23 protein-coding genes are annotated in these 26,798 nt (G+C 49.3%); 15 read left to right on the top strand and 8 right to left on the bottom strand.

All coding sequences use genetic code 11. The features are described 5' to 3' along the window. The first annotated feature begins 56 nt into the window (after window positions 1-56). Genes MHN33_RS06545 through MHN33_RS06530 form a run of 4 tightly spaced genes read left to right on the top strand, consistent with a single transcriptional unit; the run spans window position 57 to window position 4,376 of the window. A complete protein-coding gene (locus tag MHN33_RS06545) occupies window positions 57-821 on the top strand; it encodes a hypothetical protein (protein ID WP_239397211.1) in 765 nt (254 codons plus the stop codon). Continuing rightward, complete coding sequence (locus MHN33_RS06540) at window positions 821-1,321, top strand: hypothetical protein (RefSeq protein WP_239397210.1); 501 nt, start codon at window positions 821-823, stop codon at window positions 1,319-1,321. Before MHN33_RS06545 ends, MHN33_RS06540 begins: the two co-directional genes overlap by 1 nt. A gap of 18 nt (window positions 1,322-1,339) precedes the next feature. Then, window positions 1,340-1,840 (top strand): hypothetical protein, encoded by a 501-nt coding sequence (locus MHN33_RS06535; RefSeq protein ID WP_239397209.1) that lies wholly within the window; start codon window positions 1,340-1,342, stop codon window positions 1,838-1,840. Window positions 1,841-1,886: 46 nt separating this feature from the next. Beyond that, a complete protein-coding gene (locus MHN33_RS06530; protein ID WP_239397208.1) occupies window positions 1,887-4,376 on the top strand; it encodes a carboxypeptidase-like regulatory domain-containing protein in 2,490 nt (829 codons plus the stop codon). Here the strand turns inward: MHN33_RS06530 and MHN33_RS24020 are convergent. Then, the gene (locus MHN33_RS24020; RefSeq protein ID WP_239397207.1) at window positions 4,373-5,158 is read right to left on the bottom strand and encodes an AraC family transcriptional regulator; all 786 of its coding nucleotides are present in this window, start codon (window positions 5,156-5,158) and stop codon (window positions 4,373-4,375) included. The genes MHN33_RS06530 and MHN33_RS24020 overlap by 4 nt on opposite strands. 149 nt (window positions 5,159-5,307) lie before the next feature. On the opposite strand from MHN33_RS24020, the gene MHN33_RS06520 reads away from it, so the two are divergent. The 4 genes from MHN33_RS06520 (at window position 5,308) to MHN33_RS06505 (ending at window position 10,239) form a co-directional block, all read left to right on the top strand. Then, the gene (locus MHN33_RS06520; RefSeq protein WP_239397206.1) at window positions 5,308-6,060 is read left to right on the top strand and encodes an HAD-IIB family hydrolase; all 753 of its coding nucleotides are present in this window, start codon (window positions 5,308-5,310) and stop codon (window positions 6,058-6,060) included. Between the two features lie 73 nt (window positions 6,061-6,133). Further along, the gene (locus MHN33_RS06515) at window positions 6,134-7,726 is read left to right on the top strand and encodes an ABC-F family ATPase (protein WP_239397205.1); all 1,593 of its coding nucleotides are present in this window, start codon (window positions 6,134-6,136) and stop codon (window positions 7,724-7,726) included. A gap of 240 nt (window positions 7,727-7,966) precedes the next feature. Further along, complete coding sequence (locus MHN33_RS06510; RefSeq protein ID WP_239397204.1) at window positions 7,967-9,622, top strand: SUMF1/EgtB/PvdO family nonheme iron enzyme; 1,656 nt, start codon at window positions 7,967-7,969, stop codon at window positions 9,620-9,622. 122 nt (window positions 9,623-9,744) lie between these two features. Next, window positions 9,745-10,239: a hypothetical protein gene (locus tag MHN33_RS06505; RefSeq protein ID WP_239397203.1), complete on the top strand. Its 495-nt coding sequence runs from the start codon at window positions 9,745-9,747 to the stop codon at window positions 10,237-10,239. Between the two features lie 175 nt (window positions 10,240-10,414). On the opposite strand, the gene MHN33_RS06500 is transcribed toward MHN33_RS06505, so the two are convergent. The 5 genes from MHN33_RS06500 to MHN33_RS06480 all read right to left on the bottom strand — a co-directional run bounded on the left by MHN33_RS06500 (window position 10,415) and on the right by MHN33_RS06480 (window position 17,616). Then, on the bottom strand, window positions 10,415-12,211 hold the full coding sequence (locus tag MHN33_RS06500; RefSeq protein ID WP_239397202.1) for a winged helix-turn-helix domain-containing protein: 1,797 nt from the start codon (window positions 12,209-12,211) through the stop codon (window positions 10,415-10,417). 62 nt (window positions 12,212-12,273) lie between these two features. Next, a complete protein-coding gene (locus tag MHN33_RS06495; RefSeq protein WP_239397201.1) occupies window positions 12,274-12,651 on the bottom strand; it encodes an MmcQ/YjbR family DNA-binding protein in 378 nt (125 codons plus the stop codon). A gap of 50 nt (window positions 12,652-12,701) precedes the next feature. Next, complete coding sequence (locus MHN33_RS06490) at window positions 12,702-13,361, bottom strand: GNAT family N-acetyltransferase (RefSeq protein ID WP_239397200.1); 660 nt, start codon at window positions 13,359-13,361, stop codon at window positions 12,702-12,704. A 270-nt stretch (window positions 13,362-13,631) separates the two neighbouring features. Further along, on the bottom strand, window positions 13,632-14,087 hold the full coding sequence (locus tag MHN33_RS06485) for a GNAT family N-acetyltransferase (RefSeq protein WP_239397199.1): 456 nt from the start codon (window positions 14,085-14,087) through the stop codon (window positions 13,632-13,634). A 229-nt stretch (window positions 14,088-14,316) separates the two neighbouring features. Further along, window positions 14,317-17,616 (bottom strand): glycosyl hydrolase, encoded by a 3,300-nt coding sequence (locus tag MHN33_RS06480; protein WP_239397198.1) that lies wholly within the window; start codon window positions 17,614-17,616, stop codon window positions 14,317-14,319. A 354-nt stretch (window positions 17,617-17,970) separates the two neighbouring features. Between MHN33_RS06480 and MHN33_RS06475 the strand changes: the two genes are divergently transcribed. Further along, a complete protein-coding gene (locus MHN33_RS06475) occupies window positions 17,971-18,120 on the top strand; it encodes a hypothetical protein (RefSeq protein WP_239397197.1) in 150 nt (49 codons plus the stop codon). 9 nt (window positions 18,121-18,129) lie between these two features. Here MHN33_RS06475 and MHN33_RS06470 read toward each other — a convergent pair whose 3' ends face one another. Continuing rightward, a complete protein-coding gene (locus tag MHN33_RS06470) occupies window positions 18,130-18,771 on the bottom strand; it encodes a LysE family translocator (RefSeq protein WP_239397196.1) in 642 nt (213 codons plus the stop codon). A 207-nt stretch (window positions 18,772-18,978) separates the two neighbouring features. Between MHN33_RS06470 and MHN33_RS06465 the strand changes: the two genes are divergently transcribed. From MHN33_RS06465 to MHN33_RS06450, 4 genes are all read left to right on the top strand, one after another. Further along, window positions 18,979-21,306: a TonB-dependent receptor gene (locus MHN33_RS06465; protein ID WP_239397195.1), complete on the top strand. Its 2,328-nt coding sequence runs from the start codon at window positions 18,979-18,981 to the stop codon at window positions 21,304-21,306. A 153-nt stretch (window positions 21,307-21,459) separates the two neighbouring features. Further along, window positions 21,460-22,077 (top strand): response regulator transcription factor, encoded by a 618-nt coding sequence (locus tag MHN33_RS06460; RefSeq protein WP_239397194.1) that lies wholly within the window; start codon window positions 21,460-21,462, stop codon window positions 22,075-22,077. Between the two features lie 141 nt (window positions 22,078-22,218). Further along, on the top strand, window positions 22,219-24,303 hold the full coding sequence (locus MHN33_RS06455; protein WP_239397193.1) for a dockerin type I domain-containing protein: 2,085 nt from the start codon (window positions 22,219-22,221) through the stop codon (window positions 24,301-24,303). A 61-nt stretch (window positions 24,304-24,364) separates the two neighbouring features. Continuing rightward, a complete protein-coding gene (locus MHN33_RS06450; protein ID WP_239397192.1) occupies window positions 24,365-25,006 on the top strand; it encodes a cohesin domain-containing protein in 642 nt (213 codons plus the stop codon). A gap of 14 nt (window positions 25,007-25,020) precedes the next feature. Here MHN33_RS06450 and MHN33_RS06445 read toward each other — a convergent pair whose 3' ends face one another. Further along, window positions 25,021-25,272, bottom strand: coding sequence for a TIGR03643 family protein (locus tag MHN33_RS06445; protein ID WP_275442612.1), 252 nt, complete (start codon window positions 25,270-25,272; stop codon window positions 25,021-25,023). 269 nt (window positions 25,273-25,541) lie between these two features. Between MHN33_RS06445 and MHN33_RS06440 the strand changes: the two genes are divergently transcribed. Next, window positions 25,542-26,105, top strand: a complete 564-nt coding sequence (locus MHN33_RS06440) for a BON domain-containing protein (RefSeq protein ID WP_239397191.1) — start codon at window positions 25,542-25,544, stop codon at window positions 26,103-26,105. A 66-nt stretch (window positions 26,106-26,171) separates the two neighbouring features. Continuing rightward, complete coding sequence (locus tag MHN33_RS06435; protein ID WP_239397190.1) at window positions 26,172-26,747, top strand: outer membrane beta-barrel protein; 576 nt, start codon at window positions 26,172-26,174, stop codon at window positions 26,745-26,747. The last annotated feature ends 51 nt before the right edge of the window (window positions 26,748-26,798 follow it).

The raw sequence follows: 26,798 nt of genomic DNA, 5'->3' as shown, positions 1-26,798 counted from the left end.
ATGATACCGAAAACTTAGCCAAGCTCATTACACTAATAACTCGAAGAGCATGTTGTATGACCAAAAAAATACTCACATTGGTACTGTTATTAACAGTATTTGTTCCCCAGGCGTGGGCTACAACCTTTAAACTCGACAGGCACAGGGTCGTCCTGGATCAGGATATGCGCCGCGGCGAGTTGCGCATTTATAACACTTCAGACACCCTGCAAAGCTACCGGATATCGCTTATCGACATGCAAATGGATGAACAAGGCATTTTGAAATTTGCAGAGCAGTATGAGTTTTCTGCCAAGCCTTACTTGCGAGTCGGACCACGTGTTGCCAAAGATGTTTTGCCAAAGCAATTTCAAAAAGTTCGGCTGATGAAAAAAGGCAAAATCCCGGAAGGAGAGTTTCGCGCACACCTCATGGTCGAAGCGCTCAGTGCTGATGACCCCACAGAGCAAAGTGGCGCTGTACAGGTCAAAGCCAATTATAAGGTTGTCATCCCCGTTTTTATAAAAAACACATCCTCAGTCACTGAGCTGTCGATTGGTCATGTTAAATTCAGTAAAGATGCCAGCAACCTGATAGTCAGACTAAACAAGCAAGGCCCGGGTCACACCAGTGCAAACCTGGTAGTCAAAGAGGCAGAAGAAGAACTGTTTAGGGTGAACCAGTTCAGCCTATACCCAGAACTCAGTCAACGAGATATGACGCTACCGATTGAATATAAAGGGGTTGCTACCAAGAAATTAACGATTCAGCTGGAAGATGTGGAATCAAAAGAAGCACTCAAAACACTGGACGTCACCATCACAGAGGACCTGCTGAAGTAATGTCTGTCGGCTTATTGACGGGTTTATGGTTGGTTGCGTCTGCTCAGAGTGCCGATACTTTGACATATCTGAAACAGCAGCAACGTCATGCCAGTCAATTTAATGGGGTCAGTATCAATTTATTGGCGCCAATGGCATTTCCGCAGCTAAAACAAACACCCGCAACATGGGAGGGGGCCTTATGTAAGGCCAATGGTAAAAAAAATAAAAAAGCCGTAAAAAAATCACTTTGCCCGGGCTTAAGAGGCTATAAAGCAGAGTTTGAAATTACCGGCGAGCCCAGAAGTTACGTAGATGTACAAGTGTTTGGCAGTGAAAGTAAACAGGGCCTTACCTTTACCGTTCAGAATAAATCAGGCGGCTTTAGCAAGCGCGTAAGAATAAAAAAAAATGGAGTTGGCACGTTTAGTGCAGGAGGTATTGTAACGCTCAGTAACGCCCATGAAACAGGCAGCGGGGAGTACGCTTTCAGCTACACCGTTACTGCGCTATACCAATAACAATTAAGGAAATAAACAATGCTAAAAAAAACCTCCAGCACACTTGCACTATTAGTTATGAGTTTTGGTTCAGCCGCAGCGACTTATCAGGTTGATGTTAACTTGGTGGTTGAGCGCACACCACTACAAATTGCACAAGCAACTGCGATGAGCTTTCCTGAGCTTCTGGTAAACGAAGCATCAAAAAATGGTGATGCATGCTACTCAACCGAGACGCCATTACCAAACCCAATTTCCTCAGCCCTGTGTAACGATGCCAATGTAGGCGGCAACCCAGCAAAATTTACTGTATCGGGCACGCCTCACGCACAAGTTGTCTACACATATTCTGCACCGGATCAGACACAAGACGGGCTTCGTTTTACCCTGGCTGGCAGAACAGCTGGTGCTCAGCTGAATGCGAGCGGCTCAGTTGACATCGGGTTCGCAGCGAGCATTATACTGGACGACAAAGACGTTGCAATCAATGCCCCAGGCACCAAAACATTTACCTATGACTTTGTTGCAGCTTACCAGTAACATAGCCATCATCCCTTAAAGGCCTGGCCCATGCCGGGCCTTTACCATGCAGTATCTATACGTTTTACTTCTTTTATTATCGCTTCACTGCACGCACACTTCAGCCCGGGAAGTAGGCGATACTGCCGACTTTGTATTTGCCGATCTGTACGTCGACCAGCAGAACTTTCCCGAAGGGAGTGAGTTACTCACACACGACTACGAACATTATTTTTTATCCCAGGATAACCTCAATGCTCTGCTTGTCAGTGACCTCACCATTGATTTGGCAGATAAGCGTTTACATGGTGCAATCTGGGGTGAACAGGTCGAGATTAAATTGGAAGAAGATCAATGGGTAACGCTCGATGAAGAGCCCCATATCCGGCTTGATGTGCTGTTGGCACTTGGCATTGAATCAGAGTTTAATCCACGCACTCAGGTGCTGGTTTTTGATACCCAACAAAGGCACCCCAGCTCACAGGAAAAGAAGCGCGAGGCACGCAAGGATATCCTTGAGGCAATGCAACGAAAACGCGCCAATCAGCTTGTGTTAAACGACCAATATCAATGGTATACAGCACCTTATATCGACGTGCAGCTGTCAGCATCAGACAGTAAGCACAACTCCAGTGCCTCAGCCTATGTTGCCCTCAATCAGGACTTGGCACACCATCAGGCGCAAGTCATATTAACCGACTCAGATAACGACAAACGCAACGGACGTTTCCAGCTTTCCCGCAGTCTGGGAGAGCTGAGCGAATATCAATTTGGCGACTTGCAGGGTATCACAGGCGCATTGCTGCAAACCGGCGGAAGCGGGCTGGGCGTGCAATATGGCGCAACGCACAGCAGCGCCAGCAAGCCGCTTATCATCCAGGGCTATGCAGAACCCGGCAGCGACGTCGAACTCTATCGCAATGATGTACTATTTGATCTGGTACGTGTCACAGACAATGGTCAGTATCGTTTCAGGCCAATCCAGATTTTTAACTCGAACCACAGCTACCACTTGATGATCCAGTCACCAGACGGAAAACGCCTTCGCCGGGCTGTGATGCATCAGGCACAATCGGGCTATGAACCCGGACAGTGGTATACCAACCTGGCAGCCTACACAACCAAAGAGTCAATATTAAAAAAAAGCCGCTTTAACCCACAGGAAAAATACCTCAATCCACAATTAAACTATGTCGTCAGTACCCGCGACGAAATTAACGTCGGCGGAGAATGGCTGGAAAACACCCGCCAAAAAGACGCTTTATGGTATCTTGGCTGGGAGCATTCTGGTGAACCCACTGATGCCAAATGGAGCCTCAAAGCAGGCGGGCATGAGCAGCTGTATTATGACCTGAAATGGCTGACCCCGCTGAGTACCTCACAAGCTTTAAGCCTCGCCTCACAACGCGGGTATGGTCAGTTTGGCAAGGAAAACATCAACACGCTGAATTATGAGCACACACTCGATAGCTGGCAGATCAGCTCAACTTTAGGTCTCAGCCAGATAAATCAATCTCGTTATAAATCTGTGGATGGCTATCTCAGCTTTCAGGCCGACTCCGGCAGTATAAGCACAAATTTCAGCCAAATTAGAGGCGACGACGCACATGAGCAACAATATGCCATGATTGGCAGCCTGTTTGGCAACTGGGGCAGAGCCAGGTTTAACTGGAACAAATCAACAGGACTGTTTGAACAACATTCGCTGGCGCTGAGTTATGCCAATCAGTTCGACGGCTATTACGGCTCTTTGCAGCTACGCCGCTCCTTCACCCATCACCGAAATACAACATCCTTCACGTTATCAAAAACTTTCGATGCTGTGGCGGTCAATGCCAGTGCCACCTACCACGAAAGTAATGGCTGGCAATTTGGCTTATCTTGTTCATTTTCATTTTACGGACCAAGACCGCTTAGTACCCTTAGCAGCCAAAGCGGTCGGCAAAGCAGCTCTGTAAAACTACGTGCTTTTTACGACCGCAATAATAATCAGCGCTTTGATGAACAAGAGCAGTATTTACCTGGTATTACTGTGATGATGAACGGCAGCCAGGTTGACACTTTAACTCAAGCACAAGCTCAAACATTGCTTCACCTGCCCTCGAACCGCCCCGTGACATTGGAGATAGAGCACAACGAACCCGACGCCTTATACTTACAGCCCCAGTTTGGGCTCATAGAAGCCGATCTGCACCCAGGTTCTCAGCCTATCATTGACGTGCCGTTTCAACTTCAATTCGAAGCAGAAGGCGTGATTTCCCTGCTTAAAGATTCCGGAGCGCTTGCGGATCTCAGTGGCCGGGTGGCACTGCAACTCACCCGGGAAACCAGTGGTGAACAAACCACCATCTACACAGAACCCGATGGTTTTTTCTTTTTTGATAAATTAAAGCAGGGAAAATACCGTCTTGAGGTTTCCCCACACTATCTGGCACAAAAAGCGCTCAACTGTGACCCTTGCCAGCTGAGCTTTACGCTGGATGAGCACAGTGAACAGCTGGTGATACTGGAGGACTTGACACTTTATCCAACTCCCCCTGGAGACCCTAAAAGTTAGCGTTTACGCCAGCTAAACCGACGCCGGTAGGCACCGGGTGTCATGCCCGTATGTGCTTTGAAAAACTGACTAAAATAGGCTGCGCCGGTAAATCCGCATTGCTGCGCCACTACCCCAATGGGCCGACGTTCCGTTGCCAGTAAATGCTGGGCACGCTGACAGCGCAGCTGAGCACAATACTGAGAAAACGAACAGCCAAGCTCATGCGCAAACCAACGTTTTAAGGTCGCTGTGCTGACATTGATATGTGCTGCACACTGAGCCAGGCTGGGCGGCGTGTCAACCCGACTTGCGATCCAGGCCTGAACCCGGGCCAACCGCTCTGAATTACGCGAGTGATCCAGCCTGATACCTTTGGCTGGGCGAACACGCAGCTCAGCCAGTATCTCACACAGCAAAGTCAGCCGATTAAGCGGGCTTGCCGTGTTAAGTGCCAGGCACTGTTCACGCACCAGCTCTGCGGTATCCCGGCTAAAGACCAGCCCACTTGCAATACTATCAAGCCAGCTCTGTAAGTCTGCCAGTTCCGGAATAGCGCAAGCCAATAATGCCTTTGGCCACAACACCACCACAACCAACTCAGCAGTGTCATAGGGGGGCTGGCTGTCCCAGGTATGAGGCACACCCGGTGCAATCAGAGCCAGGTCAATGTCAGCAAACGCATGAATGGTACTGCCGATAAATCCGCAGCCCTGTGCGCCTATTGTCAGGATCAGCTCAAAGCAATCATGCTGATGCCACTCGAACAGGACCTTCTGTTTTTCAATGTACTTAACTTGCACAGATTGATTCAGTGCAAAGCGGACGGGAGCAGGTTTTCCTGTATTAATGGTCACTTTGAGCCAATAATTATAAAAAATGAGCCGATAGCCAAAATACTAATTGGTGAATTTGGCAAAGTAAATGCTCTATTTTGTACCCGGAAGTTATAATGAATTTTGTTTTTGATTTAGATGGCACGACCGTTTTCCATGCCCGGCGCATGCATGATGACATCAAAGATGGCCTGTTAGCACTGCAAAGTCATGGTGGTAAGCTGTACTTTGCCACCGCTCGACCTCTGAGAGATACCCTGCCGGTGTTACCCGAATGCTTCTGGCACCACCCTATCATTGGCTGCAACGGCGCTATGTTCAGCGAGCACAAAGCGGTAGTCAGTGCCCATAGTTTCGAGCCAAAGCAAATTACCTCTTTGCTTACTTGGCTGGACGATCACGAAATTGCGTATTTGTTTGACGGTCACTGGCAGTATGCCATCTCAAACAAGCCTCACCATTTTCATCAGCATGTGGCCGAGCTGGGCATTCCGCCGGGCTGCAACCAGGTCCTAAGATATGAGCCGATCGTGAAATTGCTGGTACTGGAAGATGAGCATCACGAACAGGTCAAACAAGTATGTGAACAAACGTTAAGCAGCTTTGAAATCTATCACCACAACGGCCATCATTGCTTTGATCTGGTGCCGGCACGCAGCAATAAGCTCACGGCGCTTTTGGAGCTTGGCCTTAATATGCAACAAACCGTGTGTTTTGGTAACGATGTCAATGATATTGCGATGCTGGAAGCCGCCTATCAGGCCTATGTTGTCGGTGAGCAGATAGCACCAAATTGTGACTATGTTCAGCTGACACAAGAAACCGTGGCATCGACCCTGCGTCAGTTAGCCGTTAAACTTTGCGCATAAACCCGCTCCTTGCTCACCCCCGGCCGCGATTTAATGCTAAAATCGCGGCAATTGAATCTAATGAGCACCCCTTATGCTGTCTTGTAACAACATCACCATGCAGTTTGGCGCCAAGCCGCTGTTTGAAAATATCTCAGTCAAATTTGGCGACGGTAACCGCTACGGTCTGATCGGCGCCAATGGCTGTGGTAAATCGACCTTTATGAAAATCCTCAGCAAAGAGCTTGAGGCCAGCGCGGGTAACGTTTCTTACGATCCCAACGAGCGCATCGCGAAACTAAATCAGGATCAGTTTGCCTACGAGACATTCTCGGTAGTCGATACCGTGATTATGGGCCACAAAGAACTATGGGAAGTGAAGCAAGAACGCGACCGCATCTACTCGCTGCCCGAAATGAGCGAAGAAGACGGTATGAAAGTGGCCGATCTGGAGACCCAATTTGCCGAAATGGACGGATATGCTGCGGAAGCCAAAGCCGGCGAACTGTTGTTAGGCGTGGGTATTCCGACCGAGCAACACTACGGACCTATGTCAGAAGTGGCACCGGGCTGGAAGCTACGAGTGCTGCTGGCGCAGGTACTGTTTGCCGAGCCGGACATCATGCTGCTCGACGAACCGACCAACAACCTGGACATTTATACTATCAAGTGGCTGGAAGATGTACTGAACCAGCGTGACTGTACCATGATCATCATCTCGCACGACCGCCACTTCCTGAACTCGGTCTGTACACATATGGCCGATATCGACTACGGCGAACTACGCATTTACCCGGGTAACTACGACGAATATATGCTTGCGGCGACTCAGGCGCGTGAACGTCTGCTGGCTGACAACGCCAAGAAAAAAGCCCAGATCACTGAGCTTCAACAGTTCGTATCACGCTTCTCGGCAAACGCTTCAAAAGCGAAGCAGGCCACCTCTCGTGCCAAGCAAATTGACAAGATCCAGCTGCAAGAGGTAAAAGCCTCGAGCCGTCAGAATCCGTTTATTCGTTTCGAACAGTCCAAACAGCTGTTCCGTAATGCCCTGGAACTGGAAACCCTGTCGCAAGGCTATGAAGATGTGCTGTTCGGTGACCTCAATGGCTTGGTAGAAGTAGGCGAAAAAGTCGCTATCATCGGTGAAAATGGCGTGGGTAAGACTACCCTGCTCAACACGCTGGCTGGCCGTATGGCACCTAAGTCGGGTGAGTTTAAATGGTCTGAGAATGCCAACATTGGTTATTATGCTCAGGATCACGCTGACGAGTTCGAAAAAGATTTGGACCTGTTTCAGTGGATGGAGCAATGGCAACAGGAAGGCGATGATGAGCAGGTGGTACGTGGCTTCCTGGGTCGGATGCTGTTCTCGCAAAATGACATCAAAAAGTCAGTGAAAGTCATCTCAGGGGGTGAGCAGGGCCGCATGCTGTTCGGCAAGCTGATGATGCACAAACCGAATATTCTGTTGATGGATGAACCAACCAATCACATGGACATGGAATCTATCGAATCACTGAATATGGCACTGGAACAATACGAAGGCACCTTGTTCTTCGTATCGCACGACCGCCAGTTCGTCTCCTCTTTGGCGACTCGCATCTGGGAAATCAAAGACGGTCAGATCATTGATTTCCAGGGGACTTACGACGAATACCTGGCAAAACAGGCCGCTGAGCAGTAAATCTGACTTTCTGGCCGCGCCCTGCGGCCAGAATTACCCACCCCACAAGCTTGTTATTTTCCTCGCATAACTTTATTTCAAAAAGTTTAAATAAGCAGCTTTATCAACAGCTTAATAAAAACCCCATGACTACACTCCAGCTAAAATATTTCTATTTTTCTCACTTTGTAAAAATTCGCTAGGATTTTACCCCCTCTGCTTAGGCATGGTGAAGGCGTCTTTTTTACAGGAAAAATAATCATGAAATTCACACTTCCTCATTCGACGCTTTTGCTGCTGACCATCTGTGCACCTGCACTCGCAGGTAAAACCCCTTCACCCATTGAACCCATTATGATCACGCTCCCGGCAGGCAGCTTTACTATGGGTACAACAGACAATAAAAACAGCCAGCCGGTTCATACTGTAACGCTGCCAGAGTTTAGCCTGGGCAAATATGAAGTCACGGTCAGAGAGTACCGACGCTTTGTAGAAGCGACCGGTTTTGTGGCACCACAGGAATGCTATCACCAGCTTGATAGCTGGTTTATTGGCAGCACACCGGGTAGCTGGGATAACAACAGCCTGACAGACAATGAGTTCCAGCCCGCTATCTGTGTGAGCTGGGCGGGCGCGAAAGCCTATGTAGACTGGCTGGCAAAAACGACGGGCAAACCCTACCGGCTGCCCAGTGAGGCGGAGTGGGAATATGCGGCAAAAGGAGCGGTTCAGACGCGCTTTTACTTTGGCAATGATCCCAAACATCCCTCAGTCTGCCAATATGAAAACACGGCAGATCTCAGTGGTGAAAATACATTACAGCGTACCACCAGCAGTACCTATGTAAACTTTGTTGATGGGTTTGCCGATTGTGTTGATCATGCTACGTATGCCAGTGTTGTTGGCATGTACCAGCCCAACCCCTATGGTTTGCACGACATGCTCAGCAACGTAGCCGAATTGATGGGTAACTGCTTTGAGGACGACTATCAAAACGCCCGCTCCGATGGCAAAGCCTTATCGTCCGAGCAGTGTGACAGGCGCGCCGTGCGTGGCAGCAGCTGGCACTGGAATATCTGGCCTGTCACCCGCCGCGGTAGTCAGCCCGAAAACTTTGCCGGGGCTGCAGAGGGCTTTCGCGTCGCATTAGATGGCCAGGCTCCTAAAGCCAGCAAAACCACGCAACAATTTAAAAAACAGCTCGCCTTCGCGCAGCAGCAGGAACAAAGTCGGCGCGACCAGCAGTTTGCTTACCCTATGCCCGTAACTGGCCTCACCCTGTCGCAAAGCCATGGCAATACTGTGCTCAGCTGGGATCCCAGCCCAGAAAAAGACATCGCCGGTTATCGTATTTATCGAAATCAAAGTGCAGGCTCTATGTTTGCACTGATGGCTGACAATGTCATAGATACTCGATTTATTGATGCCAATGCCTCTCCCAATGTATATGAGTATACGGTGGTCGCGGTGCGCCGTAACCTGCAAAGTAACTACAGCAACCGGGTTACAACTCGTGGTAACGCCCTCTCGGTTCCTGGCAGGATAGAAGCGGAATATGCCCATGCAATAACCGGCGCTAATACCGCCCGCACTTCGGATATCGACGGACGCTTTAACCTGACCGGTGGCAGTGGCATTGCCGAGGGCGCGCAACTGGATTACCCGATTAATGTTAGCCAAAGCGGTCACTACCGCCTGAGTTACCGGATTGCCGGACCGCAAGATAGCAAAGGCTTTACGGTTACTCTTAATGGCGAACCTATCTCAACACACTCAGTGAAAGGTACCGGTGGATACCACCAGTGGCAAACGCAACAGGGAGCCCGCATTTTCCTGAGCGCCGGTCGGCATACACTGACACTCCACTCTCTCGACACCAACTGGAAACTAAACTGGCTGGCGCTGGATAGTGAGTAAAGGAAATCGGGGAAACCTGGTTTCCCCACCTTGCCTAATTATTGTAAAAGTGACTATTTTTATTAAGAGTTGCGGATCCGACTTATCTTTCAGATGGTCGTCAATACGGAATGCATTACCTGATGCTCATAAAGACCTTAAGTATACTGCTCATCGCCAGCTGCTCATTCACACTCCAGGCACGCTCGCTTTGTGACAGCCCTCAGTATCATGCCTTTGATTTTTGGGTCGGTGAATGGCGGGTCATGTCAAAAGGTCAGTTTGCCGGCAATAGTAAAATCACTAAAATACTCAATGGCTGCGTGATTTTTGAGGAATACCAGGCAGTTTCGGGCTATCGAGGAAAAAGCCTGAATATCTTCGACAGACAGCAGCAACACTGGCACCAGAGCTGGACCGACAATGCCGGATTGCTACTGCAACTGAGTGGCAATCGGGACAATAACGGCATGGTATTGCAGGGCCCGGGCCGAGATAGCGAAGGTAATCTCGTTTTGCACCGCATTACCTGGCAGCCAAAAAAGGATGACACAGTGCACCAGCACTGGCAGTCTTCAGCCAACGATGGCAAGTCCTGGCAAACCCTGTTTTATGGCGTTTATCATAAGATCCAATAGCCAGCGGCTACGTGCCAATGCGGAGAATATCCGTCTGTAATGCAGTAATAAGTGCAGAGCCAGCAGCTTGTTCACTCGTTACCGGGCCGGTACTGCAAGTCAGGCACCCGGTTTTACAGGTTATGCCTGTTGAATCCGGTACCTAACCCCAGCCTCGACGCGCGACGACACAACATTATAGATTTAGTGCCAGCAACTGAGCTTCATTGCGGGCTCGCCAATCACTCGTCCCATACTCACTGATATACTGCGCATAAAAGTCATTGTTTACACCCGACTCGATGGGCATCTGACACAATAGCAAGGCCACATCAAGACCTATTCGGCGTGCCCCCGACAATTGTGCCAACTCAAAGGCACGCAGCGCCAGTGGCAACAGCTCAGCCTGAGATTGTGCAGCCTGCGCATACATCACAGCCAGATAAACATTTTCTGCATTATCCTGACTGACCTCGCTCACCAGTGTTCGCGCCTCGTCTAATCGCCCTTCATTGAGGTAATAGCGAACCAGAGATTTACGACTGGCCTGAGCCACCCAGTGGTTAGGCGTCATCGCGGTGTACTCCAGAACCCGTCGAAAATGCGGCTCTTTATCGGCTGGGTTGTCGGCAAAAATGGCGTAATGAAAAGGCACTTTGGCAAAATGATAAACTGGCAGATCATAACGGCGCATTTTCTCTTCGGCCTGGCGCAAATAAAGATACTTGTCATCATCCTGGCTGTTTTTACTGGCCATAATAGACAAGTAAGTCAGTGCATCCAGCTCTCTGGCAATATCCCGCGCCTGGTGTGCCAGTTGTGCCGAGCGCAGCAAACTGGCTTTAACCTGCTCATAGTCCCCTTGTAAATGATACAACCACGAACGACTGTGCCAGACATCCGCCTGAGCTCTCAGGTCCTGACTGCTCTCCAGTACCCGCAATGCTGCCTCCAGTCGAACCTGGCTGAGATCGACCAGGCTTTTACGCAATAGGATCTCACCCTGATACTTCAACGCTCGACCCAATTGCAGAGCATTGTCTTGCTCTGTCGCCAGCACCGCCAATTTTTCAGCCATCGCCATGGCCTTTTCCAGCTCGCGAACTTCTATGTACGCATTTACCAGAGCGCCCAACAAGATCAAGTCAGCAGGTGCCCCCTGGTGCGCCTGCGTCAGCATCGCCAGCTTTAGATCAGGCGAATGCGGCGTCTGTAATATGGTGGGGATCACGTTCTGACTGAGATGCTCGGTAAGTTGTAACCGGATCTCTGCAGGCGTTTTACCCTGTAATACACCCTGCCATTGTCCCGATGACCCTTTCAGCCAAAAAGTCAAATACCACCAGGCGTCGACATAGCGTACATTAGCGGTGAGAATAAGCGGATGCTGCTTCGCTAACTCAGGATAAAGCAGCGCCTGAGAAGTTCTGAAATGCGCACCAGATAAGGTCGTCAGCGCTGTAAAATCAAGCTGCGCAGTATCTTGTAATTGCCACTCATCCGGTTCAGCGCCGTCAAATGGCAGATAGGTTACGGCGAGACTATCAGGCTGTGGTTTATCTAAAAAAGTGGTCCACATCAGTGTAAATATCACCACTGCAGACAGCAGGCATGCCCCCAGCCAGCGCATATTGTGGTTACGCCAGAACGGTGCCGCGGCAAGGGGGCCGATAGCGATAGCACTAACCTCCCTGGCATCCTGACAGGTTACAGGCCGTTGCCACTGATAACCCCGCTTCGCATAAGTTTTGATGGCTTGATTGCCGAACAGACTGCGCAGATGACTGATATTCTGAAACACGGCCTGATCAGAGACCACTTTGCCCTGCCAGACCTCATCCAGGATCTCGTCCTTACTGAGCACTCGGTGGGTATTTGCCAGCAACAGCGCCAGTAGTTTCGCCTCATTGTGACGGATCGCAATTGCAGTGCCCGCACGATGCAAAATCAGGTCATTGCTGTCGAACTCAAAGTCATCAAACCGGTAACGCATGGGGGTATATAATTCTTGTTATTTCACTCACCACTTAGCATAACTCAATTACCACTGAAACACTAAAGGTGCACCAGTACAGCGTCTCGCTGCTTCTTGGTCATTTTGGCGACCACCAGCAAATAAGAGTTATCTATCATACGCTCTATTTCTTTGTGGGGTACTGTGCCATCGAGGATCACCGTATTCCACAGCCGCTTGTTCATATGATAACCGGGGATCACTGCTGTAAAGATATCCCGCAGCGCCTGCGCCTCATCCGGGTCGCATTTCAGATTCAGCCACCAGTGCCGGGGTTCCCCTTCGCTGTATTTACCCGGTGCCAGCGTCGCAAACATTTTGTCTTTGACTTTAAACACATCAACGCCCTCGCCAAAGGGCTGGCCGACGGAAGAAAAGGGCTTATTGAGCAAGTAAGCCTGCGCCTGAGTATGGTCCATGATGAATTCCTTTGCCATTATTATACATGCACCATACAGGTTAGCGCGGGTCAGGCCAAGTGGCCAGAGGGCAATTTACTCTCACCAAAAGCAGTAAAGATTTGCTCATAAAAATGTGCCCGAGTGCCCATCAATAGCGCGGCGCGTTTATGCGGAAAATCAAACTCAAATTGGCGGTGATAGCCCAGCTCCGCCATGCGTGTCATCAGCCGTGTGTTATCGGCTCTGGGTTCCAGTACGATGCGCTGGGTCTGCGGCTGACTTTGATAGATAAGGTGGCTCAGACTGGTCATCCAGCCACGAAAATTCTCCGCTCCACGACAACTTTGTTCCCCCACCAGCAGATGGATCCCACGGTCATAAGGCGCAGCGTCATAGTGTGCAGCCAGCCTGTCTTTCGCCGCCCAGTACACTTCCAGATAGGCAAACGGCTGGTCATTTAAATAGCCTACCAAAGGCAAAGTATGTGCATCCGCGAGTTTATCACTGAGATACTGCCATTGCTTTTCTTCACTCCAGGCCTGCTGCCAGAACTGCTCAACTCTGGGATCGTTCATCCAGCGGCAAAAACGCGCCAGATCAGCGCGCTCAATCAGTTTGAGCGAAAAGCGCTTGTTTATGTAGGGGTTGTGATATTCAGCCAGCACACGCCCCATTCCTCGGGGCTTATCCTGTTCGAGTCCAGTGGACCACAAATTTTCGATGTTCATAGAATCAACTTATACCTGTCGCAGATAACGAAATCAGAGACGAAAGTGCAGCGTACAAATTTATACCAGGTTGCTCAATTAAGTGCTCTATTTCGAGGCGAGAAAATATCGCCCCTAACCAGGCAAAATTTTGCGAACTCATACCTTAGGTAAAGGTTCTATATGAGCAACCTTTAACACGGCAGCGTCATATTTGCTCCTTCAAATTGAACAGGTATTCTGTAAAATTGGTATTACCTCTCTCCAAAACCTGCCAGGTGCTCACAGCCATCAACTCGCCTGCGCCGGACATTTAATCACAAAGCCGTTTTCTACATCTGAGTTAAACCCAACTGTTTCATACAACTTATGCGCACCAGCTCTGGTCGCGCCAGACAGCAGCATCACTTTATAACAGTGTTGTGCCCAGGCACGTGACAACGCCTCCTCAAGCACTCGCTGACTGAGCCCCCTGCGACGAAATCGCTCTGCGGTGATCACATGTTCAATGATGCCAAATGGTCGACACCCGTTGGTGAGAGTTGGCACAACTCCCAGTTGACAAGTCGAGGCAAGCTGCCCGTCTACTTCAGCAACCACAATACTGACTCCCGGATGATTCAGCAGCTCAGTCCATGTCGCGGCGAGTGTTTGCGCACTCATTTTCGGGTCGTGTCTACGCAGTTCCTCATACAACTTAACCATACCGGGTAAATCCTGCAGCGTTGCCAGTCGAATAGTGGTCATTGTTACACCTTGTCCTTACTTTAAATTCAGTCAGTGACTTTCCTGGCCCGGCCAAAACCGTAAGCCCTTCTTACTATACTAAGTTGACGGTTGCGTCATTTCATCAATCACTTTGGCAAAGATTAATTTAACGTATTCGATTAACGCCTGTATACCGCGGTATTCACCTATTCGCTAAAACAAAGGGCTCCATTGAGCCCTTTTTCAGTCCATGATAATCAATGGCAGATTAGATCTGCGGCAATGACTGACCGGGTAGCCAGGGGGCGCCTTTAGCTTGTAACTGCTGCTCAAACGCAGGGATGGTCTCGCTTAGAATGATCTGCAGTTCATTGCGGATCGCTCTGAGTTCTTGTGTTGCCAGATCCACACTGGTACGAATAGCCGGAGTCGGGCCATACGTCGAGTAGCTGGTGCCAATCAAAGCGTGGAACAAACGGTCACCCACTGTAGCCGTGTTATTCCAGGCACCCACCTGGTTTTTAGCAGGATTACCGTTCAGGCGGCTGTCCAGTGCCAGCAACTGGCTGCGGATAGTCGCAAACTGACTGTCAAATTCACCCGGTTCGACGGAGGTGCGATCCAGTGACTGTTCCAGCATATCCAGACGCTTCACGGCTTTGCCCAGGGCCTGGCCAGTTGCGCTGGCCACGCGCTGGACGTCCGCCAGCTCTTTCCAGAAGGCCGCGACTTTTTCGCCGTCAATTTCCTTCAGCGCGTTACGCTGATTCAGCTGCACCACCTCAAAAGTTTGCGACGCCTGTAACTGCGTTATCTGACCGTCGACCTCTTTGCTCATGCTGACACTGTAAGTACCCGGTGTCACCAGTGGCCCCTGAGGATTAGGCGAGAAGTAATTGCCCTGTACGCCGATAGCCTGATGTGCTGGCCAACGCAAATCCCAGTTGATGCGATGCAAGCCTTTGTTGGCCTTACCCTGCAATTTGCGGATCACGTTGCCCTGCGCATCACGCACAGTGAACCAGACAACAGGCTGTTGCTGACGCTCTTCGGCTTCCAGCGACTCCCACGATGGAACACCAAATGACTTGTCATCTTCTTTCAGGGCTTTTTCTTTTTCCTGACGCTGCGCCTTCAGGCTCTTAATGTCATCTTTAAGGTAGTAAGTAAAAGTGGCACCAAAATCCGGGTTCGGTGCACGGTACTTATTGCCACCCTGCGTGCCGACTTCCCCGCCACCCAGCGGACTGCGCTCGATATACCACAGTGCATCGCGGGTTGGGAATAACAGAGACTCCTGCGCCAGCTTATCCTCAGACAGGTTACGCAGCGCCCGATAATCATCCAGTACAAAGAAGCCGCGACCAAAGCTGGCGCCCACTAAGTCGTTTTCACGGCGCTGAATGGCCAGATCGCGGAACGAAATGGTCGGTACGTTACCCGTCAGCTCCACCCAGCGTTTACCGCCATCAATGGTGAAAAACAGACCAAACTCAGTACCCGCGAATAACAGATCCGGGTCGACATGATCTTGTACCACACGCCATACCAAGTGCTTGTCCGGCAGGTTGCTGGCGATCGACTTCCAGGATTTACCGCGGTTGGTACTTTTCAGTAAGTAAGGCTTATAGTCACCGAATTTGTGGTTATCCAGCGCGATATACACGGTATCAGGATCGAACAAGTCGGCTTTTATGTCGTTGATAAATGCCGTATCCGGCACTTTAGGTAAGCGTTTGACATCCACTTTACGCCAGGACTTACCGCCATTTTCGGTGATCTGAATATGGCCATCGTCGGTGCCGGCATACAGCAAACCCTCAACCAGTGGCGATTCCGATAAAGAAGTAATGGTGCTGTATTGTGACATTGCGAACATGTCCCAGGCGCCGTCCCAGCCTTGTTTACCCCCCATAATGGGCTGGTGAATACGCTCACGGTTTTTGGTCAGATCGCCCGAAATTGGCGTCCAGCTGTCGCCACGGTCTTGTGACTGCCACACCCGGTGCGAGGCAAAATACAAGCGCGACGGTTTGTGCGGGCTGACCAGAATGGGCGCGTCCCAGTTAAAGCGCTCTGGCTTTTCGCCTTTGCCCGGCTGCGGCTTAATGTAGACGATTTCACCTGTGGTGCGATCGTAACGGGTCAGATTGCCCTGTTGCCACTGCGCATACACAATATCCGGATTACCTGGCTCAGTGGCTGGCTGGTGACCATCACCAAACAACACCACTTTCCAGTCGGTGTTCAGAATGCCATGGCTGTTTAGCGTGCGAGACGGGCCACCCTGAGTATTATTATCCTGCGTACCACCGTAAATATTGTAGAACGGCTTGTCGTCATCCAGTGCCAGCTTGTAATACTGAGTGACCGGCAAGTTTTCGTGATAGCGCCAGTGCACACCACTGTCGAAACTCTCGTATAAGCCACCATCAGAGCCGACCATCATGTAATTCTTATCACCGGCGATAAACTCCATCGCATGGTTATCGCCATGTTTGTCTTTTTCTTCCATTCTTTTGAAAGACTTGCCACCATCTTTAGACTCATGCAATCGCACACCGGCCAGATAGATATGGTCAAAGTGGTGAGGGCTGGCGTAGAGCTCCTGATAGTAATGCGGTCCGGTACCACCAGCAACAGCATCGGCCCCTTTCACCCAGGATGCGCCGCGGTCCGCCGAGCGATATACCGCGCCTGTGCGGCGGTTGAGTTCGATTGCGGCATACACCACATCCGGATTGATTGGCGAAACTTCCAGGCCAATCTTGCCCATTTCCCCCGGGGGTAACCCTTGCACCAGCTTTTGCCAGGTTTTACCACCGTCGGTCGATTTATGCAGACCTGAACCCGAACCACCGCCATAATACGCGGCCACGGTACGATGGCGCTGCCAGGTCGCCGCATACAATACATTCGGATCGCGCGGATCGATGGCCACGTCGGTCACACCAGTCCAGTCGTTATCGCCCAGCACCTTGTCCCAGGTTTTACCGCCATCGGTGGTTTTGTACAGACCACGCTGACCGCCTTTACTCCATAAAGGGCCTTGAGCTGCCACCCACAGCGTGTTTGAGTCGGTTGGGTGAACAATGATCTCGGAGATATGGCCAGAGTTCTTCAGGCCCATATTGGTCCAGTTTGCTCCGCCATCATGACTGACATAAATGCCATCACCAAAGCTGACGTGACGACCGCCGACGTTTTCACCCGTGCCCACCCAAACGGTATTGCTGTTATTTGGATCCAGCACTACGGCACCGATTGAATAAACCGGCTGATCATCAAAAATGGGTTGCCAGGTGACACCGGCATTGTTGGTTTTCCATACCCCGCCGGAGCCCACCCCTACATACCAGACACTCGTGTCTCTGGGGTCGATGGCGATATCTGCGATACGGCCAGACATAAAGCCGGGACCTATATTTCTCAGCTCTAACCCCTTAAATGTGGCAGCAGAGAGTACCCCTTCATCACCTTTGGCAGCCAGCCCAGGCAAGCTGCAGAGCACAGTGGCAGCACCAAACAATGCGATACGCATAGTGCGGCCAAGTTTTAGTTGATGCATATATTTTCCCTATTTTTATTTTTGGATTACCCAGAGTGTTACAACATAACACTTCGAAAAACTTATTAACCGTATGTTACTTCCCTGGTTGGTGCAATAAGTGTGCGTTGGCGCTCAAATAAAATGCGACAAAAAACTAAAGTAGCAAATATGCGCACCAGACTCATACGTCTCATGTTACTTTATGGTTATGATTTATTTAGAGAAAGACTGTTTTTAAGGGGATGTAGTTCTGATGCCGCTCACCGCCCGGCTCGAGGCCAGTCTCGCCAGACAGGCTAAGCCCTGTCTGGCATAAAGCCATCTGATGCGAACATTTTCGTGATTTACTGTTAACCAAACCCAGCAGCCACAATGTACATGACAATAACGCAACGCACTGTGCAATCGTTCAGTACCGATCCCCTGAGTGATTTACGAGTCCAGCACATAAAGTTTGTCGGTGGTTCAGGCGGGGTGCCCTCAGGTTACGTGCCACGCAACCCTAATAAAGGCACACGCTAAGATAGCACCCTAAATCCCTGTGGGCTGCCTTTGCTTCATCAGCGCCACAGCCAGACCCGAGGCAATGAATGTTGCACCGGCCCCCACATTCAGGCCCAGCACAAAACGAGGCTTATGTTGTAACCACGTCGATAAATGAGATGAGAAAATGCCCATCAACGCGAATCCTGATGCAGTTAGCAAGGCAAACCAGAAACCATAGCCCAGCATCTGAACCGTTACGGATCCCAACTCAGGGTTCACAAACTGCGGTACAAACGCCAGGACAAAAATGCCCGGCTTAGGGTTGAGCGCGGCAGATAAAAAGCCGGTGGAGAAAATACGGGACAAAGGCTGTGGCCGCGTATTAGTCAGTGAAAACAACTGACGGGTTCTGAGTACTTTCACACCCAACCAGATAAGGTACGCCGCCCCAACCAACTTAACCGCATAAAAGGCAATCTCCGAGGTTTGGATCAGTAAAGTCAGACCAAAGGTTGCAGTCAGCACATGAAACAGGATCCCGGCACCTGAAGATAGCCCGGACACAATTGCCGCGAACTGCCCCTGACTCAGACCACGTGCTATCGCCAGTAAATTGTCTGGCCCCGGAGAGATCACCAATAGCAGACAAGCCAGGGTATAAGTCAGGAAAACATCAAGTGGAAACATATACGCTCCTCATTGTAGGTGTTTACTGAGCCTATACCCCATCGGGATATCACGTCAATCGATGAGATATCGACCAGATAAACAAAAATGGCTATTTGGGTCCACACACGCAAATGATAGTGGATATCATTTGTATTTTTAGAATAATCCAGTATTATTCCCAGGAAAAATTATTTATAACTCTCTTACTCTCTGGAAACATGACGTATGAAACTGAATATATTGGCTAAATCTGTCGGATTGGCGCTGATCTCTGCCGCTACAGCAGCAACTTCAGCCATTGCAGATGAAGCAAAAGAACTGGATGTTATTCTGGTACAAGGTCAGAAGATTGATCGTACTTTGCAGGAAACCCCAACCAGTGTTGCCGTTGTTACCAGCAAAGATATGGAAAAGAATAACTTGCAGAATATCAACGATGTCTTTGCAATGATGCCTAACGTAGCCGGTGACTTTAACCAGGGTTTCAGCATCCGTGGCGTCGATTCATTTTCGGTTTCCGGTGGGGGGAATAGCTTCTTAACTAGTATGTACCTCGATGGTGCACCATTACCGTTTCGTATGGTAAAAAGTGGCGGTTTGTCCGTCTGGGATCTGGCACAGGTTGAAGTATTCCGTGGTCCCCAATCCACCCTGCAAGGGCGTAATGCGCTGGCAGGTGCCATCATGATGCGATCACAAGACCCAACTTATGAGCCAAGTGCAAAACTAAAAGCAACGGTAGGTCAACATGGTCAGCAAGAGTATGCCTTTGCCGGTGGTATGGGGCTGGTAGAAGACATGCTGGCGTTCAGAGTCAGTTACGAAGACAAACAGACTGATGGTGACATAGATAACCTCACCCGGGGTGATACAGCCAATTTTGAAAACAGCGAAACATTGCGCGCAAAGCTGTTATTTGAGCCAAACGATGATGTCGACGTTTTGTTTACCTATACCCACAACGATAACCGTTTCGGTGCTCAGTTCGCCCTGTATGACTTCGGCGGCACCCCTTTTGACCGTCAGGTTGATTTCAATTCTCCCATCTGGGAAGAAACTAAAACCGATATTTATAACCTGGAAGTAAGCTGGGATCTTAACGACACAACGTCGCTACACTCAGTGACGACCTACAACGAATCGGACTATCGCTACAACTGGGATGGCGATATGCAGCCCACTCAGCTTGTCAAAGACAACTATGACCACCGTATCGATGAGACCTTCAGTCAGGAATTCAGAGTAACCTACGAGTCTGATACAATTCAGGCCGCATTTGGAGTCTATGCTTCACAAGTTGACGTAGATGACAAAGCACAAGGTCAGCGCCTGATGACTCTGCAGCAAGCAGTCAGAGCACCCGATCTGGTTACAGCGGTAACAGGTCTGTTGATGCAACAAGGCCTGCCTGCTGAGATGGCGGCACAAACAGCGGCAGCAGTCGCCCCGTTCTACCCTGATATTGACCCGATTAATCTTGAGCTCAATTATGGCCTGACTCAAAAGATCAAAACCGCAGCGATTTATGGCGACCTGACCTGGTCTGTCACAGACCAAATTGACCTGCTGGCCGGGCTGCGCTACGACACCGAAGAACAAACCAATAGCGCCAACAATGCCTACAAGATCAATAACCCAATGCCAGATCCGACTCAGGCTCCAGCACAAATCGCACCAGTTATTAGTGGCATCAATGCCTATCTGCACGGCTTTGCAGAAGCCGCTTCCGGAGTAGAGCCGGCAACCAAAGAAGACTTCAGTGCCTGGTTACCTAAATTAGGCGCGACGTATCACTTTAGCCAGAATATGTCGACCAGCTTTATCTACCAAAAAGGCTATCGCTCTGGTGGTGTAGGATTTAACGTCGCACGCTCAAATATTTTCAGCTATGACCCTGAATATACCAACAACTATGAGTTGTCTTTACGCTCTGTATGGCTGGATGGCAAATTGGTGGTGAATGCCAATGCGTTCTTACTGAAATGGCAAGATCAACAAGTTATTAAACGTTACTCATCATCACCTTATGACACAGAAACCATCAATGCCGCAGAATCGGAAGTGAAAGGGTTTGAGACCGAAGTCTTCTACTACCCAAGTAATAACTGGTCTGTGACCGCAGGCGTGGGACTGGCAGAATCCGAATTTACCGACTTCGGCCACCTGACTGGACGTGCATTTGAAGATGCGCCTGAGCTAACGGCGAACCTGGCGACTAATTACACCTTTGACAACGGCTTCTATGTGAATGTCAACGCAAAGTATACCGACTCAAGTATTGCCTACCTGGACCCGGCTGCATCTTTAACAAAAGAAAAGTATGCCGTTAATTCAGATCCAATCAATGATCAACATACGATTGTGAATACTCAGCTGGGCTACAACTGGGATAACTACACCGTACGCCTGGATGTGAAGAATCTGTTCGATAAAGACTATATCAGCACTTACTTTAAAGATGCCGATAACCAGGGTAACCCATTCACCAGTTACGGCCAGATGTACCTTGGCAAATCTCGTCAGGTGTCGTTAACGCTTCAGATGGATTTCTAAGTATTTACGAACACCCACAGTTAAAAAGCCGCCATTGGGCGGCTTTTTATTACCACTGATTTTTGCCATCAAACTCAACAATTACCGATAAAGTTTCAAAATGAAGAACTAATATGTTGAAATATAAGAAATAACCTAAAACAAAAAGTAACCATGAATCTCCTCATCGCGGATGACCATCATATCGTCAGGCAGGGACTGCTTGCCCTGATCCAGGCAGCTAACGTTGGCACCATCATTGCCGATGTTGACTCCGGTGAACAGGCCTGGCAGCACATTCTCAGCTATGAGCCAGATATTGCTATACTCGATATCACCATGGGCGAAATATGCGGGCTTAGCGTGTGCCATCGCATCAAAGCACGTAGCCTTAAAACCCGGGTGATTTTACTGACGATGCACAACAACATTAAAGTCATAGACACTGCATTCGAAGCCGGGGCACAGGGCTATTTACTCAAAAGTGATGCGTTTAATTCGCTTATCAAGGCCATTCAAACTGTACACGCTGGCAGGCAATATATCAGCGCTGATAATCAATCTGAGCTACAAAGCTATCGTAACAACAAAACTGACTTCGACTTAACCAATCGAGAAAAGGAAATAATCCGCCATATAGCCTTAGGCCAGACCAATAAGCAAATAGGCGAAGCCCTGTACATTTCAGCTAAAACCGTCGATGCACACCGCACCCGGGTTATGAAGAAGCTCGGATTCAATAAAACTGCCCAGCTCGTGCGGTTTGCGATTGAGGAAGGCATATCACTGTAATTCGGCAAACACAACATGTGCAAAAGTGCCGATATAGGGTAAATCCCCTATTCTATCCAGATCATCGTTTCTATACCGTATGAGCGCATTTCTATGAGATGTGAAATCAAGATAATACTTACTCAATTCAAGGACACGACGATGATAACTGTATTACAGCGCTCTTTCGCGCGCTCAAAGGCCAACATTACAGCACTCAAACGAAGTAAGCGCTTTGCCCGTACGGCGCTTTCTATCGCACTGTGCAGCTTGCCAGCACTCAGTTTTGCTCAAACCCCAGTAAAGGCAGGAAATGAATTTTTAGTCAACGCTTATACGGCCTTATCCCAACGTTCAAGTTCAGTTAACCAACTGAGCGATGGCCAATTCTTTGTAACCTATGTCACTTACAACGAGGCTGGTGAGGGCAATGTCTATTTGCGACGATTTACGGCATCCGGCACCCCCATTGACACAGAGTATCGCGCCCACGAAGGCTACACTGGAAATCGGCATAGCCCGGGGGCAACAACTTTAAATGATGGTAGCTTCATCATTACATGGGTGAAACAAACTGACTCTCCTAAAAGTCACACCCTGCGGGCGCAACGCTTCGACCGCAATGGCAGATTAATGGGAGGTGAGATTACTCTGTATAGCAACAACAGTGAGAGCGCCAATTTAGGCATCAATTCAATTACACCTGTTAACAATGGTGGCTTTGCATTGAGCTGGACCGAGCATGACTACAATATTCCAAGTTACGCCACTGTATCTCAAGTTTTTGACACCAGCGGGACGGCGCTCAGCCCAAAAATGAAGGTAGGGTATTCAGGTGCCGATATTACGGAATTGGCAAACGGCGGCTTTGTTATTGTGGCGTCTGACGGCAGTAACAATATTGATGCCCGACGGTATAGCGCCAACGGAACCAAAATAGGTAACAAGTACTTTATCAATGATGAAAATGGCACAACACACACATCCCCGGCCATAAGTCGGCTCAGCAATGGCGAGATAATAGTCACCTGGAGCAACAATGGTATTTACGCTCGCAGACTAGATATTAATGGCTTAATTGCCGGAGCGCCTTTTAAAGTGAGTACTTTTAGCGGTGGAAACCAGACAGCTCCTGCTATCAGTGCGGGCGAAAATGGCAGTTATGTAGTGACATGGCAAAGTCGTAATCAAGATGGAAGCGGCACCGGTATTTATGCGCAGGCTTTTAACAGTGACGACAGTCCCAATGGCGAAGAGTTTTTAGTCAATACAAATACCGAATACGAACAGCGCAATCCATCTATAAAACACACCAATGCAAATGAGTTTGTTATCAGCTGGGCAGGCTCCAGCGCGACAGGTGACTACAATGTGTATGCTCAAAAGTTTGAGCATACAATCGCCACTGCCCCAACCAATACTATGACGCTGTCACTTCCACAAACCACAGTTCTGGAAGGTGACACGGTGACCTTACCACTAACGGTCAGTGGCGCAGGCATTTACGGCCTGGATGCCATTGTCAGTCTAAATAACACCTCCAAAGCCCGAGTCTCCGGGGGGGAATATGGCGAATTCCTGCCTTCGGACGAGCGCTTGTCTGTACCCATGGGCATTAACAATAACCAGTGGGATGGCGCACTGGCGCTGATGGCCCCGGCCACAGCCAAATCGGGTGAAGGCGAATTTGCTGCTGTCACCCTGATCACTGAGCAACCTGGTACCGTCAATCTTACTCTGCAAGCCCAAATGACTGACCAGCAGGGTAATTACTTACTGCAAGGCAATACCAATTATGCGTTCACCATCGAAGAATCGGTCACCTTGACTGGCAATATCGCCAGCCTGGGGATTTCAGGCGACTTTGCGCATATCACGCTTTATATTAACGGGCAGCTCGTCACTATCAATCCGGATGGCAGTTTTTCGGTTCGCGTTGGCCTGGGAGAAGTCACTATGACCCTAAGTGCACCGGGTTACCTGACTGCCGAAAAGCGCGTGGATCTGACCTCGGGTCAGGCTGACATCGACTTTGGTCAGATTAATCTGATTGGCGGTGATAGTAACAACGATAACCGTATCGACATTGCCGACCTGACCTTACTGCTGGGCGCGTATCGCTCCGTAGAAGGCGAACAAAACGGCTACGTGATGGCCGCCGACTTTAACCGCGACGGCGCAATCAATCTGCAAGACCTCACCTTACTGGGCGCTAACTTTGGTAAACAGGGACCACAAAGCTGGTAACGAACTATACAGGGGTCAGGGTTTTTCCCTGACCCCTGCCATTAAGTTTATGGAGTAAAAAATGAATTACATAGTGTGTATCACCGCGTTGCTGTTCAGCCTGAGTGCCTTTGCAGAGCAAGGGCGTATTTACCTTGAGACCTCAAACCCGAAAATCAAAACCGGCAGCGAATTTTATGTGGATGTGATAGTGGACAACCTGCCTGAAGTGTACGGCGTACAGCTGACCCTAAACTACGACGCCAAGTCTGTAACCTTTATTGATCAGGATGCTAAAACCAAGGGCACACAACTGGAACAGGGTAATTTTCTCGATGAAAAACTTCTGTACACCCTGCGTAACCAGGCGGATCCGCAAACAGGCCAGATCCAGTATATTGCAAGCCAGGTCGCACCGGCACAAAGTGCTGCCGGTAGCGGGCGCCTTGCCCGGCTGTACTTCAGTGCACCAGCCAATACCAGTGAGACCAAGCTGTCTATTCAGGTTGCAGAGTTTGGCACCCGAAATGGCGAAAAATACACTTACACTGCCCAGGCGCCTTTGGGCCTGAGCTTTAATGCCAGCTATCAGGTGCAAAGTTCACCGCACACGGACATTCCGTGGGCAATCGTTTTAACGGCTGTGTTGCTACTACTGAGCATCCTGAGTGCCTTTTATATTCGCAGACGCCCGGTTGCCACTCCTGATAGCCAGCCCGCTTAAATTATGCGCTCTGCTTAGCGATGCTTATATTGTGTCGGGCAATAACCCCTCGAAATTTCAGCCGGTCTTAACTTACCGTGCTTGGTTGCCCGACCACTCACCCGCTTGCGCCACAATCGAAAGCAGGCACGCTTCAGGTGAGTACGCATTAGTCGGACAAGCGCTGATTCGTTTAATCCAAATTGCTGCTCAATGGCTTCAAACGGCGTCCTGTCTTCCCAGGCCATCTCAATGACTCTCGACTGCTCATCACTCGTTAACTGCATTATGTACTCTTATCTTGCGTTTTTACTCTGTAACAGTACGAGGCAAAAAGCCGGGTGGTTTAGTGGGTTGCTGTGTATCTGGTGATGAACCTTGAAGTTTCGGACTTTTTCTATAGAAGAGAGTAAAAATTACAAAGTCATTGATATCTTACATAAAAATTTTTCACTCTTTTATAGCCCAAAAAATATAACCCATAAAAATCAACATCTTAAAATTGGCAAACATATTGCTCTATCTATATCGAATCTAATTTTTAAGGAGTCGAAATATGAAAAAGACACTGTTTATCTCTTTGCTAACCACCTCTTTAATGGCCAGTTCTGCTATTGCCGCTGACAATAACTGGGAAAAAGAAGCCAGTGATGCCTGGATTGACGGAAAAGCAGAAGCCACCCTGTTATTTAACGGTGAGCTAAACAACTTCGACATCAACACAGATGTGAAAAATGGCACGGTTATTTTGACCGGTGAAGTTGAACATGCCGTTGACAAAAAACTTGCTCAAGAGCTGGTGCTGGGCATCGACGGAGTTAAAAACGTAGAGAATGAACTAACGGTTGTCGATATGTCTGATGATAAGACGTCAAGCCAACACCAGGCAGAAACCAGCACCTTTACCGATGCCAAAATTGCCACAGTGATCAAGTCACGCTTTTTATTTGACTCTGACATCGATGGCACCGATATTGACGTTGATGTCGAGCGCGGTGTCGTGACCCTCTCAGGGGATGTAGATACCGACGCCGAGCGCCAGCTTGCTGTGCAAATTGCCAAAAATGCCGACGATGTAAAATCGGTCCAGTCTCACCTGACGCTGGATAAAGACGCGTAACAGTCTTTGCAGATCAACCCGCTTTAACGCTATTGAACAAACAGATTGACTAAAGAAGGAGCAATTATGAAACGCTTTTCTATTGCAACGACGTTACTTGCACTGTGTGGTATGACTGCAACGATGGCACAAGCAGAGACCACATTCGATCCGGACAGCTACAGGATCTACACCGGCCTGGGTTATGGCCAATACTCTTTTCAGTGGGAAGACAGAGAAAATGACACGTCGTTTGACGAAGATGCCTCCATGCTCAAAGCCTATGTAGGTACGAAAATCAATCCATACTGGAGCTTTGAACTGGCATACGAAAACTTTGATGAAGCCAGTGACATAGACAGCAGCGCAGAAATAGACGGCGTCTCTTTGTCTACCCTCTTATCGGCTCCTGTTAATGAATACTTTTCTGTGTACGCCAAAGGTGGCTGGCTGGAGTGGGATGCTGAACTCTATACCGACATCCCAGCCATTGGCCGAGTAACCTCTGAGCTCGAAGGAGGCGACTGGCTATATGGTGCTGGTGCAGCGTTTCATGTCAGCGACAACGTCAACCTGCGTCTGGAATACGTGCGCTATGAGCTGGAAAACAACATTGAACCGGATTTGGATGTGGCTTCCGTTTCAGTAGAGTATCAGTTTTAATATGACTGAGAAACGCACTGCACAGTAGTTCCAAAGCGTGGCCGTGGCCGC

It is taken from the genome of Pseudoalteromonas sp. OOF1S-7 (assembly GCF_022347765.1).
GTDB lineage: Bacteria > Pseudomonadota > Gammaproteobacteria > Enterobacterales > Alteromonadaceae > Pseudoalteromonas.
This window is presented reverse-complemented; position numbering and strand designations above follow the sequence as displayed.